General features: G+C 41.8%; 16 protein-coding genes and 1 pseudogene. 3 read left to right on the top strand and 14 right to left on the bottom strand.

What is annotated here, in order from left to right:
- Window positions 1–17: 17 nt before the first annotated feature.
- From DESOR_RS05465 to DESOR_RS29260, 4 genes are all read right to left on the bottom strand, one after another.
- A complete protein-coding gene (locus tag DESOR_RS05465) occupies window positions 18–1,265 on the bottom strand; it encodes a (Fe-S)-binding protein (protein WP_014183614.1) in 1,248 nt (415 codons plus the stop codon).
- A complete protein-coding gene (locus DESOR_RS27285) occupies window positions 1,262–3,994 on the bottom strand; it encodes an FAD-binding oxidoreductase (RefSeq protein ID WP_014183613.1) in 2,733 nt (910 codons plus the stop codon). Before DESOR_RS27285 ends, DESOR_RS05465 begins: the two co-directional genes overlap by 4 nt.
- 127 nt (window positions 3,995–4,121) lie before the next feature.
- Window positions 4,122–4,331 carry a 4Fe-4S binding protein gene (locus tag DESOR_RS05455; RefSeq protein WP_014183612.1) on the bottom strand — a complete coding sequence of 70 codons (210 nt, stop codon included), beginning with the start codon at window positions 4,329–4,331 and terminating at the stop codon, window positions 4,122–4,124.
- Between the two features lie 58 nt (window positions 4,332–4,389).
- Window positions 4,390–4,554, bottom strand: coding sequence for a hypothetical protein (locus DESOR_RS29260; RefSeq protein ID WP_158309010.1), 165 nt, complete (start codon window positions 4,552–4,554; stop codon window positions 4,390–4,392).
- Between the two features lie 772 nt (window positions 4,555–5,326).
- Between DESOR_RS29260 and DESOR_RS05450 the strand changes: the two genes are divergently transcribed.
- The gene (locus tag DESOR_RS05450) at window positions 5,327–6,061 is read left to right on the top strand and encodes a FadR/GntR family transcriptional regulator (RefSeq protein ID WP_014183611.1); all 735 of its coding nucleotides are present in this window, start codon (window positions 5,327–5,329) and stop codon (window positions 6,059–6,061) included.
- 43 nt (window positions 6,062–6,104) lie between these two features.
- Window positions 6,105–6,230, top strand: a pseudogene (locus tag DESOR_RS27745) (DUF3102 domain-containing protein); the annotation flags it as partial.
- Window positions 6,231–6,306: 76 nt separating this feature from the next.
- On the opposite strand, the gene aroF reads toward DESOR_RS27745, so the two are convergent.
- The 5 genes from aroF to DESOR_RS05425 all read right to left on the bottom strand — a co-directional run bounded on the left by aroF (window position 6,307) and on the right by DESOR_RS05425 (window position 9,954).
- On the bottom strand, window positions 6,307–7,122 hold the full coding sequence (aroF, locus tag DESOR_RS05445; RefSeq protein ID WP_014183610.1) for a 3-deoxy-7-phosphoheptulonate synthase: 816 nt from the start codon (window positions 7,120–7,122) through the stop codon (window positions 6,307–6,309).
- Between the two features lie 37 nt (window positions 7,123–7,159).
- Entirely contained in the window at window positions 7,160–7,540 is a 381-nt protein-coding gene (gene aroH, locus DESOR_RS05440) for a chorismate mutase (RefSeq protein WP_014183609.1), read from the bottom strand.
- Between the two features lie 11 nt (window positions 7,541–7,551).
- On the bottom strand, window positions 7,552–7,968 hold the full coding sequence (locus DESOR_RS05435; protein ID WP_014183608.1) for a HutP family protein: 417 nt from the start codon (window positions 7,966–7,968) through the stop codon (window positions 7,552–7,554).
- 203 nt (window positions 7,969–8,171) lie between these two features.
- The gene (locus DESOR_RS05430; protein WP_242832459.1) at window positions 8,172–8,630 is read right to left on the bottom strand and encodes a hypothetical protein; all 459 of its coding nucleotides are present in this window, start codon (window positions 8,628–8,630) and stop codon (window positions 8,172–8,174) included.
- A gap of 76 nt (window positions 8,631–8,706) precedes the next feature.
- On the bottom strand, window positions 8,707–9,954 hold the full coding sequence (locus DESOR_RS05425; protein WP_014183606.1) for a BaiN/RdsA family NAD(P)/FAD-dependent oxidoreductase: 1,248 nt from the start codon (window positions 9,952–9,954) through the stop codon (window positions 8,707–8,709).
- A 144-nt stretch (window positions 9,955–10,098) separates the two neighbouring features.
- Between DESOR_RS05425 and DESOR_RS05420 the strand changes: the two genes are divergently transcribed.
- Window positions 10,099–10,368 (top strand): hypothetical protein, encoded by a 270-nt coding sequence (locus DESOR_RS05420; protein WP_014183605.1) that lies wholly within the window; start codon window positions 10,099–10,101, stop codon window positions 10,366–10,368.
- On the opposite strand, the gene DESOR_RS05415 is transcribed toward DESOR_RS05420, so the two are convergent.
- The 5 genes from DESOR_RS05415 to DESOR_RS05395 all read right to left on the bottom strand — a co-directional run bounded on the left by DESOR_RS05415 (window position 10,365) and on the right by DESOR_RS05395 (window position 16,902).
- Entirely contained in the window at window positions 10,365–11,441 is a 1,077-nt protein-coding gene (locus tag DESOR_RS05415; protein ID WP_014183604.1) for a DUF362 domain-containing protein, read from the bottom strand. The genes DESOR_RS05420 and DESOR_RS05415 overlap by 4 nt on opposite strands.
- Window positions 11,442–11,495: 54 nt before the next feature.
- Window positions 11,496–12,215: a FadR/GntR family transcriptional regulator gene (locus DESOR_RS05410; RefSeq protein WP_014183603.1), complete on the bottom strand. Its 720-nt coding sequence runs from the start codon at window positions 12,213–12,215 to the stop codon at window positions 11,496–11,498.
- Window positions 12,216–12,342: 127 nt separating this feature from the next.
- Window positions 12,343–13,635 carry a (Fe-S)-binding protein gene (locus DESOR_RS05405; protein WP_014183602.1) on the bottom strand — a complete coding sequence of 431 codons (1,293 nt, stop codon included), beginning with the start codon at window positions 13,633–13,635 and terminating at the stop codon, window positions 12,343–12,345.
- Window positions 13,636–13,637: 2 nt separating this feature from the next.
- Complete coding sequence (locus DESOR_RS05400; RefSeq protein WP_014183601.1) at window positions 13,638–15,026, bottom strand: FAD-binding oxidoreductase; 1,389 nt, start codon at window positions 15,024–15,026, stop codon at window positions 13,638–13,640.
- Between the two features lie 193 nt (window positions 15,027–15,219).
- Window positions 15,220–16,902, bottom strand: a complete 1,683-nt coding sequence (locus tag DESOR_RS05395; protein WP_014183600.1) for an L-lactate permease — start codon at window positions 16,900–16,902, stop codon at window positions 15,220–15,222.
- Window positions 16,903–17,778 lie beyond the last annotated feature (876 nt).

Here is a 17,778-nt window from a genome sequence, read left to right as displayed (position 1 = left end):
CAATGCTAAGGGTGATTTTACTTTAATGTTTCCGAAACAATTTCAGCAAGATGCCTTACTTCAACAGGTACATCAAATAACTTGGCGCCACGTTCCAGCTGCATCACACACATCGGGCAGCTAGTAACGACAACATTTGCTCCGGTTGCTCGAATATTCTCCATTTTTCTCCGCAATACAGCTTTTGAAAGGTCAGGATGCGTTGCTAAATATGATCCAGCAGCACCACAACATGTATCAGCATCCGGTAATTCAACATATTTGATCCCCTGAATGGATTTTAATATTTCTTTAGATTCCTGCACTGCTTTCAAGCCTCGTGCCATATGACATGGGACGTGAAAAGTAATCGTTTGTTTTTCGTTTGATAGTTTTTTCATTTGATCAATTTTTGATAACAAATGCGCAAAATCGATAACTTTTGAAGATAACTCAAGTGCTTTTTCATAATAGGGATCGTCATCATTAAAAAACTTAGGATAATGAATTAATTGACTGCTGCAGCTTACACAATCTGATACAACATACTCGTAATCTCCTTGCAGTAATATTTCAATATTTTTTTTTGCTAATTCTCTGATTATTTCACTTCGACCATACGTAACTACAGGTAATCCACAACAAATAGTTTCAGGCACCTCAACCTGACAGCCCATTTTCCTCAACATATTAACAGCAGCAATTGCCTGATCTGGTTTCAAAATATTACTAGCACACCCCAAAAAGAACCCAATTTTATGTTTAGGATTCTTGGGTTTTTTCTCCATCTTACCCTGTTGATCTCGAAAAGTTGGGGTTATTTGGGGAATAATATCTTCTGCCTTAGCTAGTGGTCCCAGCACATTTATTATTCCACTTTTTCTTAACAGAGCCCTCAAGCCAGTATTTTGATAAATTTTCAATAGGCGATTGGTTAGCTTCAGACGCCCTGGATAAGGCAAAAAATGTTTAAACATTAGTTGTTGAATTAACGGCCCTTTACCCTTAGCGAGGGCTTCTTTAGCGGCAAATAAAATATCCGTGACCGGAACTTTGGAAGAGCAATTTGCCTCACAACTTCCACACATCAAACATTCATATATCCTATCCTTTACTTCACCATCAAAAGGTAGTTCTTCTTCAGAAACAAAACGCAACAACGATAACCGTCCCCTTGCTACCGAACCTTCGCGTTTTGTTTCACGATATATTGGACATACAGACTGGCAATCCCCACATCTTGCACACTTAGAAACCATTTCATGAATTGCCCGTAACTCATTCATATTGATCTTCCTCCTATAGTTCTACCTGGGCTAAATATTGCTTTAGGATCTAACATTTCTTTCAAATGCAGGTAAATAGATACGGAAGATTTCTCTTCTTTAGATATCGAAGACATTTCAGGGCCAATTTCCAAGGTATGCACTCCAAACGTTAATGCATTTTTAGAGCAAGCCTTAACATCGCTTATTAAATCAGTCAGACTGATGTTTTCACCGAAAAAGGTTGCATATAATATTCCGCTTGCCGCATTCCCAAATACATAACTGCCCTCCCCTTGATTAATACTTTGTATTTTTTTAATCCAGGCAGTGATATCGGAAAACCGAATCGAACTTTTGATAACAATCTTGTTAGATTGATTAGGTTGTATATATTTATTAAAAAAAGATTTACCCGCAATAAAATATGGGTCTTGAACTTCATCTATTAACGCTAATTTATTTATTTCTATTTCATCTAATATTTCCAGTTGCCGATCCACCGATCGGTGTTGACCACTCATACAAAGATTGATATAGTATTTAGAATTTTCCACAAAAATATCAAAACTGGTAAGCTGAACATCCTTTTTTTGAACAGCAAACAAATAATCTGCAAATGCCGAATAATCGTCAGTCATAAAGGTTCGATATACCGCTTTTTCCGGTAACGGAGATAATTTCAAAGTAATTTTTGTAATAATTCCCAGCGTGCCCCAAGACCCTACAAACAGTTTACGCAAATCATAACCAGCTACATTTTTTATCATCTTTCCACCGTAATGGATGATTTTACCTCCAGAAATTACGGCATCTAAACCTAAAACGATATTCTTCAAACTACTATATTTCAGCCTTAATGTACCGGTACTGTTTGTTGCTACAATACCGCCAATTGTCGGAGATCCGGATTCCAAAGGATCTATAGATAACATATAACCTTTTTTATACAACTCTTCTTGAAAGTCCTTGAACTCGATTCCGGCTTCAACAGTAGCGGTAAGATTTTCGGTATCAATTTCAATAATCTTATTCAAACCGCTCATATCTACAACAATATCAAATGGTTTACTATGTGTGCCTATAGATACTTTTGTACCTCTACCCCATGGAAGAATTTTAATGTCATATTTAGTTGCCAATCTTACAATCGCCGCTACCTCAGTCACGGTTTTTGGTCTTATCGCGCACCATGATTTATTCCCTTCCAGGGAATAGGCAGCTAAGATTTTTTCATTAATGAGGATCTCTCCTATTTCTTCTCTCTCTAAGTCAGCGAAAAACAATTCTCTGGTTGTACTTACCTCTTTACTTTCAGGTACTTGTTCCAGATCCTCTAACATCATTCTAGAAATAGTATCTGGAATAACTTTTCCTGGATTTAGTATTTTTTTAGGATCAAAAGCAAGTTTAAGCTGCCACATAAAACTCAATTCATCCTCAGAAAAAAGCAAATTCATCCCCTTTAATTTTTCAATGCCAACCCCATGTTCACCTGTAATTGTCCCTCCAAGAGCGATGGCCTGCTCCATCATTTCGCCAAACGCAAAATGTGCCTGTTTCGTTTGTTCTTCATCCTTATCATCATAAATAATTGTAGGATGTAAATTGCCATCTCCAGCATGACAAACACTGGCAATTACTAAAGAATACTTTTCGCCTATTTTTTTAATAATTTCGAGCACTTCAGGAAGTTTAGTTCGAGGAACAGCCACGTCTTCTTGTGCATAGGTAGGCATTTTACTGACAAAACAATTGAGAGCCTCACGGCGGCCTAGCCACAACTGCTGCCTTTCTTCTTCTGTTTTTGCAACTCTAATTTCCGTTGCATTATTTTCTTTACAAATTGATAGAACTCTTTCTACTTGTGACTCAAGAGTTCCAGAAAAGCCGTCTATTTCGATTAGTAGAACAGCTTCTGCTTCTATTGGATATCCCAAATTCATATTTTCCTCTAATGCTTCAATTGCCAGATGGTCAATCATCTCCAACGCACCGGGAATAATTCCCTTTCCAATAATTTGCGAAACTGTTTTAGCCGCATCTTCCAAATTAGCATAAACAGCTACAAGTGTTTTTACTTCATCAGGTAATTTCACTATTCGCAACCATGCTTTGGTAATTACACCTAAGGTACCCTCAGAACCATTCATTAAGCCTGTCAAATTATATCCAAAATCTCCATCTAACGGCCCATTAGATAAGATAACTTGACCGTCACTCAATACTATCTCTAGTCCGATGACATTATCAGTAGTAACACCATATTTAACACAACGCATTCCACCTGCGTTTTCACCTATATTTCCGCCTATTGTCGAAACTCCCATACTTGCTGGATCTGGTGCAAAAAAATATCCGTGAGGTTTCAGGATATTCTGCACCTCCATATTGGTAACTCCTGGTTCAACTTCCACATATCGATCTATGATGTTGACTTCCAAAATCCTATCCATTTTTGCTAATTCTAAAATAATGCATAAGTCAAGAGAAAGCGTATCACCGCATAGATTGGTTCCTGCTCCCCGGGCAATAACAGGGACTTGATACTGGTGAAGAATCTTTAACACTTCTGAGACTTCACCAGTATCTTTTGGGAAAACAACTGCTGTAGGTTGAAGCCCAGATAAATGTACGGAATCTCTATACGTTGCTAAATCAACTTGTTTATATAAAACATCTTTTTCACCGACGACAGTTCGAAGTTTATTTAGAATCATTTCCAAATATGCCTTTTCCAGTTGAAGCACTCCCCTTCTTTCTCCTAACAACCAGTTCCATGTTCCTATATCCTCTACAGATTTGATCCCTAGCGGGATTTAAGCCTATAGAGGATATAAAGAATCAATTATTTGTTAATAAGATCTTCTAAAATTGCTACTTATTAATTATCAAAGCATCAACTGCTCGTACTCCCTGGCCTTTGGGATATACAATTAAGGGATTAATGTCTACTTGGCTTAAGGTATTAGGTAGAAATCCTTTTTTATTAAACTTATCCGATTGAGAAATAGCATCTTTAGGACAAGCCGGAACACAATATCCGCATGCTTTACATTTTTCAATGTACAGTTTAAGTTTTGCCACAATTTCCATCCCCTAATTTTCATATGTTTACATAACGGTGCTAATCTGCTTTCATAATTTAACTTCTTATGCCATCTGACAATATTCTCTCAATACGAGCTAATTCCGCATCAGATAAGATTAGCCCTATACTATACCAAACATCCATTTTAGGGGACAATAATAATTCTCCCGTTAGTTGTCCTCTGGCTATTTTTGCTACGTTTTTATTCAGATTAATCACCTCCCCATATTGAAATAGACTCCCGGCATTCGCCGAGGCGGTTGTGCCAAGGGTTTCCTTGAACCAACCTTATAGCATTCCTCCTACTTTAGTGGGAGGAATTTTGCTTTTTCGTACAGTTGAACTGGAAATTCAGTAGTAATAATAATTTCCTCAAGTATGTCTTGCTGCTTTTCTGAGGTTACATTATGCACGAACCTGTGAACGTTCTTGTTCTGTCTTTAATATTTGTCACATGCCTTGTACCCTTTATAAAAATCCTTTTTAAGGGACTAATTATATGGCAAACAGTAACGTTCTGATCACATGGATTATCCAAAGTTAGTCTAGTTATCTGCCGATCTGACGATCAGGCCCAAATTTAGGACTTGAGCTTTTTTCGCCAAACTTCGGATAATTTGCAATGGATAATCTCAGTCACCATGAACGGCCACAGTGTAAGTGTTATTATCATAATTTCATCATACCAATTGTTTCGTAGATTTACTTTGAATAGAAATATAATTTGTCCATCATCAACCAACCAGATTTGCAGAATACCAGTAATAGCTCAGCAATAGCTAGCCATAACCCATGTCGATTTAAAAAGCGATCGTAAAAATAGTTTCGAGTTAATTTGTATGGTCATCATACCAATTTTATCTTGTACTTTTATTGATTTAATGATAAGATATTTTCAGTAATAATGCAACTAATAATTTTCCCAATATTCCATAATTTATATATTACCAAATACTTTTATATAAACAAAAGAAAGAAAGGATCGACTAATTTGTTTATATCTGTTGAAAATGATAAAGCTTATATAAATATTATTAACCAAATTTATACTATGATTATTAGCGGAACACTAAAAAGCGGAGACAGACTTCCTCCTGAGCGTGAATTAACTGTTCAATTAAACGTAAGTAGGACTGCTTTAAGAGAGGCATTAAAAGGTTTAGAATTTTTAGGAATAATTGATTGTAAACATGGTAATGGGACATTTGTTTCCAATAATGTTAAATCAACGATTATTAAAACCTTATCTATTGCATTTAAACTAAATAACGGAAAGGAAAGTGACATTCTACAGTTAAGATATATTTTAGAAATTGAATGCGTAAAAACTGCTGCTAAGAAAGCTACAGATAATGATATTTTGCAATTAAAAAATATCCTGGAAAAATTAAACAATGTAAGCGATCAAAAAGAAAAATCATTTTTTGATCAGAAATTTCATTATTATTTAATTTCAATTTCTGATAACCTATTATTTAATTATTTAGCAGATTCAATTTTTTACCTTATGGAACAATTTATATTTTCAATAAGATCTTTTTATATACAAAAAGATCCATCTTTTGATATTGCAATTTTTGAGCAGCATAATAATATTATTAACGCTATAGAAGAAAGAAACCCCGAAAAAGCTGCTTCTATTATGCACAACCATCTTCAAATTGGATTACAAGAACTTCTTGAAATTGCTAACTTAAACTCTTCAACATCAACTATTCTTAAGTAGGGCTTGCTGTGCAGCTTTTTGCAATGACCCAGGATCTAATCATGGATTTGACTTAAATTCGGAATCGATTCCGAATTTAAGCTACACCCAAGCGATTATCCTCCTGGGAGTTCCCGAGGAGGAACGGGAGTCCTTCATGGCAGAGAATGATGTAGCCAACATGTCAACCAGCCACAGTGCTATTTTCCACCTTAAAATAGAAAATCCCTGAAATCCCCAATATTCTTGGGTATTCAGGGATTTTTTTAAATCTCCCGTCCCACAGCCTTCGCCACCGGCCGGGCTCGTTCCATAAGTTCAGCAAAAGCCTCAAAGTCCAGGGATTGATCCCCGTCACTTAAGGCCAGCTCCGGCTGAGGATGCACTTCAATCATTAAACCGTCGGCACCTGCGGCAATCCCCCCTAAGGCTACCGGGCTTACTAAGGACGCCCTGCCCGTGCCATGGCTGGGATCTAAAAAGACCGGCAGATGGGACAGTTCTTTTAAAGCCGGAATGGCCGTGATATCTACGGTGTTGCGGGTATAATTTTCAAAGGTACGAATCCCCCGTTCACAGAGAACCACCTGATCGTTGCCTTCCGCCATGATATACTCAGCGGCATAAAGCCATTCCTCTAAAGTTGAAGCTAAACCCCGTTTCAGAAAGACGGGCAGCTTGCTCTTTCCTACCTCTGTCAGCAAGGTGTAATTCTGCATATTGCGGGAGCCGATTTGCAGCATATCCGCTACCTTTGCCACTTCTTCAAGATCACGGGCATCCATAATCTCGGTTACAACCGGCAGCCCGGTCAGAGCCTTGACCTGGGCTAATATTTCCAAGCCTTCTTCCCTTTTGCCGCGAAAAGAGTAAGGAGAGGTCCTGGGTTTATAAGCACCGCCTCTCAGCAGAGAAGCCCCCAGACGCTGCACTTCTAAAGCTGTACCTAATATCTGCTCATAGCTTTCTATAGCACAAGGACCGGCAATAACCACCAACTGAGGCCCCCCGATGATAACATCACCCACTCGAACTGCCGTAGATTCTTGTTGCTCATTCTTCCGTCGAGCGATCAGATTCACCGCGTTCCCCTTCTTCCCTAGTAATTAGAAAACCTTGTTAATCCACAGCCTCACTGTCGTCCTCCAGCAGATCTTTGCGCAGCATCGCAGCATTACGCAAAAAAATGTGGCGGATTTCTTTTTGACTGCAGTTAGTGTTGGCGTGCAAGAGCACTCGAATACAGTGAGGAAGTGACCCGGGTACCGGAATTTCCGTGGCACACAATAGGGGCACTAACTGCCAGCCAATCCCTCGTGCACTGGAAGCCGGAAAATCCGCATTTAAATCCGCCGTCACCGTAAAAATAGCACTGACCAAGTCTTCTGTGCAAAGTGAATTTTCAGCGAGCATCTTTTGCAAGAGTTCTTGAGTTGCCTCGCGAATCTCATTAGCATCATTCTTATCCACCGTTGTCGCTCCGCGTATTCCCCGCACCATAGCTTACCCTCCTATTCCTTGGGGGCAACACGATGCCCCAGGCCAACTGCCACCTCATCTAAATGCAAGAGTCCGATGCCAAAAAAGACCGCCACACTTAAGTGATCGTTCTGGCGGGCAATACCGATTTTTCCGCCGATATTTAAACCAATGGCTTTATTCATAATTTGACTTAAAGCTTCCCGGGTAGCCCCTGCTACGGCACCTTCATCGCCATGAGTCTCGTGAATAGCCCCTTCCCGTTTGGCAGCTACGATTGCCCGCTCCACAATCTTGCGAATGGAATTCACATACTCACCGCCGTAATCAACGGCTGCAGTCTTAACCCCGTTGCGCAGGTAGAATTCTTTAAGATGTATTTCTTCTTCTCGGCTCTCAGTCATAGCCATTTTTAACGCAGCAAGTGCAATTTTTTTGCTTTGTGCCATTAGGCTTCTTCCTCTCCTTAGTAGGCTTTACTCAAAAATTGATAAACGGTAGAAAAAGACACCTCGCAGTGTCTCTGATTTTTCATCTTAGTTTAACCCCATGCCATCCTACCATACTACCCTCCTATCTTTAAAAAGTCCATAGACAAAGACTACACAATAATTACCAATAATTATAGTACGTCCAAGAATGCTTTGCAACACTAGGGCTTAACTGCAAAGTTCTGGATATTTCCTTGAATTATCATAACCTGATTTTGCCGGGGTTCATTTAACTGAGCATCTTTCTTGACCACTTGAACCTTGACAATCTGAGGAACCCCTATTCCATCCAGCTGAATCTGTCCGGAATGAACTGCTATCTGCTGTTCACCTTTCCCTAAGGTAGCAAGTACTGTCCCATCTTGAACCACTCGTATGGGGGCCACCGGAACAGCTCTTAAGGTTATCGTCCAGGTCTTCACGGCTGTTTCAGCTTCCGGTGGGGCTAAGGCGGGCAAATCCAGGGGCGGAGCTTCAACCTTGGCCGCCACGGTCATGTAAAAATCCAAGGGATCTTTGACTGCACTTAACTGCATTACTAAGAGCAAGACGGATGCCAAAACCATAACCCGGATTATTCGGCGTTCACTTCGCTGAACCGTCAGCCAAAACCACTCCATTAGACTCCCTTTCCCTCTTCGACGCACGTACATCACCTCGAAAAGAGTCTATGCAAAAAGTTTCTTAATCAGACCACTAAAGCTGCTCCGCTGCAGCTTTTCCTGCCCGGTAGCCCATGGCAAAAGCCGCTTGAAGATTATACCCCCCTGTTATACCGTCCACATCCACAACCTCGCCTGCCCAATAAAGGCCTTGGACACATCTTGAGGCCATGGTTTTCGGATTAATCTCCTTAACATTCACCCCTCCGGCGGTTACAATGGCAGCCTCTATAGACAGAGTCTCCGTAATGGTCAAGGTTAAACCCTGCAACAGCTTAAGAAAAGTCCTGCGCTCTTCCCGGCTGACTTGATGCACTGCCTTATCGGGATTGATCTCACTTAGCCGAATTGCCACCGGTATCAAGCTTTGCGGTAAGAGATCATCAATGGCGTTTTTAAATTGCTTATTGGTGTATTTTTGGAAATCCCGCTGTAAACGAGCATCCAATTGTTCCGGGGAAAGAGCAGGTTTTAAGTTAATCCTCAGTTCCACCCGTTTTCCTTCACGAAGAGCATCCCCAGCCTGCCGGCTCAAGGTCAAAATAATCGGACCTGAAACCCCAAAATGAGTAAACAGCATCTCTCCAAATTCTGCACCCTGCCTTTTTCCCTCAACCCATAAAGACCCTTCCACATTCCTTAAAGAGAGTCCCTGCACTTCCTTCACCCAGGTTTCTGCCGTTTTAAGGGGTACCAGAGCAGGACGAGGAGTTATCACCTGATGGCCTAATTGACGAGCAAAGCGGAATCCGTCCCCTGTTGACCCTGTTCCCGGATAGGAAGAACCTCCCGTGCAAAGGATTACAGCAGGAGCCAGATATTGTTTTTGATTATTCCCGCGCACCCCTATAACATGACCATTATCCACCAGAAATTCCTCCACGCTCACTCCCGTTTCCACCCTAACCCCAGTATCCCTCAGAAAAGCTGCTAAGGCTTTAACAATGGTTTCTGCGTCATCAGAAACAGGAAATACCCGCCCTCCCCGTTCTACTTTTGTCTCGACTCCATAATCAGCAAGAAAATCCCGCAGGGCCCCATTATCAAAGCCCCTTAAGATACTGTGTAAAAAACGTCCATTGCCCGGATAATGACTTATAAAATCCGAAACATTTTCCACATTGGTTATATTACAGCGGCCTTTACCGGAAATGGCTATTTTCCTGCCCAAGCGGTCCTTTTTTTCCAGTAAGAGAACCTTAGCTCCTCCTTTGGCGGCTTGCCCGGCAGCCATCGTCCCCGCAGCACCTCCGCCGACGACGATCACTTGATACTCATTCATTTTTTAAATCCTTTCCTTAGTAATCATTGATTATTATCCTTTTAAACGCCGTCTCTTATCCTCAGGGCCTTCGTATTTTGCCCCGGATAATATTCTGTGCTAAGATGGGGAATAAGTCTTTTTCATTCTTAGGAGGAATAACTTATGAGTCTTGATCAACGAACTGTAGTTGCAGCCCAAATCTCAGCCGCTGCAGCCTGCAATGCCCTGGCAGCACTTCGTCTTGCCATCACTGAAGGATTAGAGGCAGGGTTAAGCAAAGAAGAAATTCAAGAAGTTGTCAACTTAGCTAAAAACGTTCAACAACAACCTATCTCTCACGTTACTCATTTAACGGATCAGATGCTGCGGGAACAAAAGAAAAAACCACACGTGCACAGCCCTAACTGTGGGTGCGGCGAACACCATTCTTAGAGGGAGAAAAACCCTCGGGTCTCCGGATTGTTAGTAGAACAAACTAAACATAATTCTCCATGATCAAAAATTCGTTTGCCGCAGCGGCTGCAATAGTTGGGACTGCCTTGATGAATTAATATTTTCCCAGTGAGCAGCCGGTGGGACAAGGGTTTGGTATTAAACTCCAGGGCTTTTGCCCGGCAGGTTTCGATGCAGCGGCGGCATTGTACACACTTCTGAGGTTCAAAAATCAACCTCAGGGAGGTAATCTTATCTTCCTTCGTTTGATCCTCATTACCGGGGACAGGGTCTTTTTTTTCCCGTTTTTGCAAAGCCCCCTGAGGACAAATCGCGGCACATACCCCGCAGCTGATACAAGAATCCATAACGGTCAAAGCTGGGAAGGGGATTTTTTCTTCAGCGGAAGTCTCAAAAGCTTCAATAAGCCGCTGACGAGATTTGGGGATTGGGTAGACTTCATCGGCTGCTATGTTGGGCAGAAACTCCTCAATTTTCGCCCAACTACGCTGCCGCCAGCCCAGGCCTGCATCTTTTTGACTTGCAGGTTTAGGTTTCTTCTCCTCCTGGCCCTCATACTCCTGGAGATTTCCTTGATCCGGTCTGACTTGAATCTGAACTACAGGATGCTCCGGCCAGTCGGCATGCAGTTGTTTAAAAATCTCAACACTGACTGCACAAGCTGCTCGATCCTCACACTCCGAACAACGACCAGTAATCATGGTTGTTTTTTTTTCTTTTGCCAGAAGGAAGAGGGTCAGCCAGCTGTCACGGTCCAACATCCCTAAACAGGGAATCTCAAATCCCTGGGGAACAGCTTTGGGACAATTTAAAACGATCTCGTCAGACTCTATCAGATAATCGAAATATCTATCGATAGAATGATCAACAAAACCTCCGCTCGGACAAACTGCCATGCATGCACCACATTCTGTGCAGCGCTTGGTATCGATCTCTCGATAGGGGGAGATGGCTTGGTGTGGACAATTTTCGATACATAGCCTGCAGGAACGGGCATAGGGTTTTTTAGTATTTAGGCAGTTCCCTTGATGATATACCATCTGACATGTCATCGTTTTTTCCTCACTATTGATTATTTCTAATAGGATTGCCCTAGGTGTTTACTATCATTCATTATCCAGAACGACATACTTAGCAAGATGTTTTTCAACTCCAACCAGGTGCTCTAACATCAGCTTTTGGGCTTTTTGTACATCATGATTCTTAATGGCTTCATATATGAAATAGTGCTCATTATAGAGTTTTTGTGGAGTATCTTGGTGTTCATAAAGCTTACTGCGGCTGGTTATTAAAGCTGTTCGCATAGTATCGGAAAGGGTATTCATTAAACGAAACAGAATCTTATTATGAGTAGCCCGGGCAATTGCGTAATGAAAATGATGATCGGCTTCTTCTCCCAATTGATGGGATTCCAGGTCTTTGCGCATAACTTCCAGAGCTTCAAACATGTCCTTAATCTCCTCATCGTCTGCTCTGGCCGCTGCCAGCCCTGCAGCCTGTACTTCTAAAATCTTACGCGCTTCATAAAGCTCCAAATCAGTGTCTTTTTCAATAAAAAGCATCCAGGCCAGAGGTGTCACGGCTGAATCAATATTAACCTGTCTGATGTAGGTACCTTCACCGGATCGAACTTCTATAAGACCCATCATCTCAAGAGCGCTGATAGCTTCTCGTATAGAGGCTCGGCTCACCTGAAAACGCTCGACCAGTTCCCTCTCGGAAGGAAGCCGGTCACCAGGTTTAAGCTGCCCTTGAGCAACAAGTTGGCCAATCTGATCAACAATTTGCTCATAAATTTTACGGGTTCTAATGGGTTTTAATATCACCCTGTTTCACTCCTTGCACATGGTTGTAAAAAACCTTTAACCGTACTTAGTGTACCATAGCTGTCCGCTATATGAAACATGGGAACACTCTTAATATTCAAAGTGTTCCCATGTTTTTTAAGCTATTTTATTTTTTCTTTTTACCAGCACGATATGATTCCGCTAAAATTTGGACGGTATGCACAACTTCTTCGTCGATTCCAGCATTTTCTACCCCGCTTTTAAGTTGTAACCTACAAGCTGGGCAACCCGTGGCAACGGTGTCTGTGTGGGTTAATTCAATATCGGCTGTCTTGCGATCTGAGATTTGTACTGAGAGGTCAGGATGCACAAGACTGAAGGATCCGGCCATCCCGCAACAACGAGCCGGCTCTTTCATTTCAATCAGTGTCACACCCGGGATACTTTTGAGTATCTCACGAGGTTCTTTATTAACCCCTTGGCCGCGATTTAAATGACAAGGATCGTGGTAAGTTACCTTCCGGTCAACTCGTCCTAATCCTTCCTTCTTGAAAGGAACTTTGTGGATAAGAAACTCAGAAATATCATAGGATTTCGCCGCCCATTTATCCGCCAAGGCTTTGAACTCCGGGTCACTCTCCAGTAATTCGCCGAAAACATGCTTCCATGCTGTTCCTCCGGAAGAACATGCCACAACCAAGGCATCGGCACCTAACTTTTCGAAGGCTCTTAAGTTACGTTTGGCCAAAGCCGTAGCGGATTGTACATCTCCATTAACCGAGGCAGGAATCCCACAGCAGCCTTGACCTCTGGGGATAACTACTTCAATATCATTTTCCTTGAGTACCTCAACTACCGCTTTGCCGATATCTGTATAGAAATAGTTGATCATACATCCCGTGAAAAAGGCCACTCTCATCTTGGGCTTGTCTACTTTAACCACTTCTGGGAATTCTGATCTTAGCGTTTTGCTGGCCAGCATGGGAAATACTTTGTCTGTTCCTATCCCAACATCAAAACGCATACGAGCAATACGGTCGCTTTTGTGGGGAACGTGCTTTAAGGCCAGCCCTTGAAAAACACTTCCTGTCTTCATTCCGAAATCAAACATTCTCTGCATCTTGAGGGCAGTAAAGGCTATTTTCTTCACCGGGTGCAGTCCTTTCTTGCGAACGGCTTCTGCTCTCGCCGCTAAGATAATTTTATCAAAACGGACCCCGCAAGGACAATTAGAGTTACATGCCATACAAGTTGTACACAGAGAAAAACGGTCTGCCAGCTTCTCGGTCATTTCAACCTCTCCGGAAAGGAGAAATTCAACCAAGCTGATTTTACCTCTTGCCACTCCAACTTCCTGACGTGTTTCCTTATAAATCGGACAAACTGCCATGCAGTTGCCGCATTTCATACATTTATGGAGTTCTTCGGTAATCGAATCCAGCGATTGATATACGGACACGATTAGTCCCTCCTTACCATCTTACCAGGGTTCAATAAATAATTAGGATCGAGCGCTTCTTTCAGACGTCTCAATGCCGCTACCCCTGCTTCTCCGAACTCCCAGTCAAGATATTTCATTTTGGCGACTCCGATGCCATGTTCACCTGACAGTGTTCCTCCCAAGGATATCGCTGCCTGGAAGATTTCATCAACAGCCATGTGGACTCGTTTCATTTCGTCTTCATCCCGCTGATCTGTTAAAATTGTTGGGTGTAAATTCCCGTCCCCGGCATGGCCGAAAGTAGCAATGTTGAGTTTATGCTTATCGGCAATTTTGCGAATAGCTTTCAGCATATCAGGTATTTTACTGCGGGGTACGGTAGCGTCTTCCAGAACCGTCGTCGGCCTTTTTTGCGCCAGAGCGGGAAGGGCGCTGCGGCGAGCCAGCCAGATCAAATCACGCTCTTTATCATCTTTGGCGATTTTAACTTCGACAGCTTTTTCTTCTTTCAAGATCTGCTCAACTAAAACCGCTTCACGTTCAACTACTTCTTTATAGCCATCTACTTCAACTAAAAGGACCGCTTCGGCGTCCATAGGCAGACCGGCATGGACAAAGTTTTCAACCGTTTGGATGGTTACATTGTCCATGATTTCCAGAGTGGCGGGAATAATCTTATTGCGGATGATGGATGCAATGGCTCTCCCTGCATTATCCAGATCATCAAAAACCGCTAAAATACTCTTGCGGGCTTCCGGAGCCGGAATCAGTTTCACGATAATCTCGGTGATGATTCCCAAGGTTCCCTCCGCACCGGTAAAGAGAGCGACTAAATCATAGCCAGTGACATTTTTCACAGTTTTTCCGCCCCAGCGAATAACTTCACCATTGGCTAAGACAATTTTTAAGCCCATAATATAATGCTTGGTTACTCCATATTTCAGTCCGCGCAGTCCACCTGAACACTCAGAAACTGAACCGCCCATGGTTGCGGTAGTTACTGTACCAGGATCTGGAGGATAAATCAAGCCTATTTTCATCACTTCATCATTCAGCGCTTGAATAATCACCCCGGGTTGGACTGTCGCTGTTAGGTTATCCTGATCAACCTCAAGGATCTTGTTAAGGTTAAGCATCGAAAGTACGATGCCTCCCTTAGCTGGAATAGTTCCACCGCTTAAATTTGTACCGGAACCACGCGGATAGATCGGAATATTGTAGCGTACAGCTATTTTCACGACCTCTGCCACTTGTTCAGTAGAAAGGGGCGAAACCACCACATCCGGTTTATGATGTGTCATTGCTGCAGTTGCGTCATAAGCATAAGTTAGTAAGTCTTCCTGCTCAGTGAGAACGTTTTCCGCACCCAACACTTGTATGAGTTCTTGTAAGACTTCACGTGCTAACATCCCTCTACCCCCTATATAATCTGAAGAAATATTATGAAAATAAGTTTTAGCGGTCAGACCGTCTAACCATATATTAATGCAATTATTATAAGATTTCAATATGTAAAACAGATTCTTTTTAAATAAAAGTGGGAAGCATAATAAAATTAAATGCTTCCCACTTATTTGTTACGAATGAACCGTGATTAGATTATTAGTGTATGAGCGAGGCAATTGTGGGCATTATGCCCGCAATCGTTGGCATCATTCCAGTAAAGACATAGGCTTGAAGGAACGTCATAACACAGACAATCAATAAGAGGAATATGGAGTGTTTAAGGGTGAATCGGAAAAGATCTGATTCCTTGCCGACTAAACCAGTTGCTGCTGCTGCAACAGCAATGGATTGTGGAGAAATCATTTTACCCATAACACCACCGGAGCTGTTGGCTGCAACTGTTAAAACAGGATTAATGCCGATCTGCTGAGCAGAGACATTTTGCAGCTGACCGAACAAGGCGTTAGCAGAAGTGTCAGAACCCGTCAGGAATACGCCCAGCCAGCCTAACATCGGAGCGAAGAATGGGAAAGCATGTCCTGTTTGAGCAAACAAGAGACCAAGAGTATAGGACAAGCCTGAGTAGTTTGCAATATAAGCAAAGCCTAAGACTGAACCGATTGTAATGCAAGGATAAATCAATGTTTTCATTGTGGCTCCAGCAACTTTACCAGCTCTGGACGGGCTGATGCCAAGAATGAACATTGTGATGATTGAAGTGAGTAGGATTGCTGTACCAGCAAATCCGATGAAATCGAATTTGTATGAAGCTGGATACATTGTTGCTTTACTGACAATTGGTGTTGTTTTCATAACCAAGCCATCCAGGCCAGGCCAATGAGGGATGGTTATAAACCATTGCAGTTTTTTACCGATAAGAGTTTTAAAGCCGGTTGATCCCCAAATAGCTACAATAATGGTGAGTACAATGAAAGGAGACCATGCTTTAAGAATTTGACCCCCAGTGTATTTAGCATACTCTTCGACTTTTCCACCTTTTTCATGAGGGAAGCGCCAAATGTTCTTGGGTTTCCAGAACTTTAATAAGGTTGCTAAGCAAATAAGAGAGAATAAGGAAGCAATAATATCGGGGAGCATAGGTCCGAGGTAGTTTGAAGACCACCATTGGGCAAGAGCAAAGGTTACACCTGCAGTCAGAATAGCTGGTAAGACTTCTTTAGCAGCCTTCCAACCAGCCATAACAATAATTAAATATAAGGGTACGAAAATAGAAAGGAACGGAAGCTGACGTCCTACACCGGCAGAGATTAAGTTGGCGCTGATTCCGGTAGCAGCACCGGCAGCAATAATTGGAGAACCAATTCCACCAAAGGCAACAGGAGCCGTGTTAGCCAGCAAGCAAAGACCAGCCGCATAGAGAGGTTCAAAACCTAATCCGATCAAGATAGCCCCGGTAATAGCAACGGGTGTACCAAATCCGGCAGCTCCTTCTAGAAATGCACCGAATGAAAAAGAAATAAGTAAGGCTTGAAGACGACGGTCATTGGATAAAGAGGCAATAGAACTTTTAATAATATCAAATTGACCAGCTTCAACAGTCAAGTTGTAGAGGAAAACTGCAGTCACAATAATCCAGGCGATTGGAAACAATCCGTTTAAAATCCCGAGCACACTTGAAGAAATTGCAAGCCCGATGGGCATCTTGTAGACAATTACAACATCAATAATTGTGAATAAGAGCGTGGTACTCCCGGCGATATGACCTTTCATCCGTTTGATTGCTAACGCCCAAAACAGATAAAAGATCGGCAGGGATACTGCTAGAGCTGTAAGGGCTATGCTACCTCCAAGAGCGGCATAGTTCTGAGTCCATGGCATAGTTTAATTCCACCTTTCATTAAGCATGTATAGAGCGTTTCCAATTCTTTTAAACCTTATACAGTTTTTTCTCGATATGTATTTCACTCCTTTCTGTCTGCGAAGATCTGTTCGGACTGGTGGCATATTTGTCTGACCACAGTTATATATATTAACTCTATCTTGCAAAGATTTCAACGTGACAATATATTCTTTTTTTTCGCATAATTACGTATATATCGACACACTTAAAATTAATGTTATGTCGATATATCGAAGAACTCGTTCATTTTAGCCATTTTCTCCTCATTGAAAAGGGGCTGCTTTTGTTCCACAATATCGAGAGCAAGAAGCTTGACTGACTTCTATAAAATATTCTTATAGATCAAATGTTCTGTAAAATCAAGTGAAATAGAAAATATTCTGCCAATACCATTGAAACCCTGAAAGATGAGTAATAAAAGGAACAATCTTCACAGTTTGCTGACCTTGAACTGGAAAATGCTAGATCCACGATTTTAAAAGCGGCGGGATCCATTCACAGCTGTTTTTTTTGATTATAACTACAGCAGGTCGGTACTCCTGCTGTAGTTGCTGTTCCTTTGATTGTTGGACTCGTTTTCCCAGCTTTGGCTGCCGTCCAAGCTGGAATGATGATTCAAAACACCCCATGTTTTTTTAAGCGTGTCTCGTTTCCTGAATACGAAAAAAGGGTAGCCAGAAAACCAATTGTAATTAGTGCCATCTAGTCCCCCTTTCTAACTGAATTAACTAAATCATATTACATTTTGTGAAAATTCACTAGATTGTTTGCATGAAACGTAAATTATCCTGCATGAAATTATAAATTAATGTAATGTTTTGCATATTCAGTTTCATATTTAGCAAACTAAGGCT

This window comes from Desulfosporosinus orientis DSM 765 (assembly GCF_000235605.1).
GTDB classification, from domain to species: domain Bacteria; phylum Bacillota; class Desulfitobacteriia; order Desulfitobacteriales; family Desulfitobacteriaceae; genus Desulfosporosinus; species Desulfosporosinus orientis.
Note: the sequence above shows the minus strand (reverse complement) of the source record. Positions and strands in the feature narration are given on the sequence as shown.

What these genes read in the sequence shown, in the direction of transcription:
- DESOR_RS05465 (WP_014183614.1), bottom strand. Translation starts at nt 1,265, where the DNA reads ATGAATGAGTTACGGGCAATTCATGAAATGGTTTCTAAGTGTGCAAGA.
- aroH (WP_014183609.1), bottom strand. Translation starts at nt 7,540, where the DNA reads ATGGTGCGGGGAATACGCGGAGCGACAACGGTGGATAAGAATGATGCT.
- DESOR_RS05435 (WP_014183608.1), bottom strand. Translation starts at nt 7,968, where the DNA reads ATGGCACAAAGCAAAAAAATTGCACTTGCTGCGTTAAAAATGGCTATG.
- DESOR_RS05430 (WP_242832459.1), bottom strand. Translation starts at nt 8,630, where the DNA reads ATGGAGTGGTTTTGGCTGACGGTTCAGCGAAGTGAACGCCGAATAATC.
- DESOR_RS05425 (WP_014183606.1), bottom strand. Translation starts at nt 9,954, where the DNA reads ATGAATGAGTATCAAGTGATCGTCGTCGGCGGAGGTGCTGCGGGGACG.
- DESOR_RS05420 (WP_014183605.1), top strand. Translation starts at nt 10,099, where the DNA reads ATGAGTCTTGATCAACGAACTGTAGTTGCAGCCCAAATCTCAGCCGCT.
- DESOR_RS05415 (WP_014183604.1), bottom strand. Translation starts at nt 11,441, where the DNA reads ATGACATGTCAGATGGTATATCATCAAGGGAACTGCCTAAATACTAAA.
- DESOR_RS05400 (WP_014183601.1), bottom strand. Translation starts at nt 15,026, where the DNA reads ATGTTAGCACGTGAAGTCTTACAAGAACTCATACAAGTGTTGGGTGCG.
- DESOR_RS05395 (WP_014183600.1), bottom strand. Translation starts at nt 16,902, where the DNA reads ATGCCATGGACTCAGAACTATGCCGCTCTTGGAGGTAGCATAGCCCTT.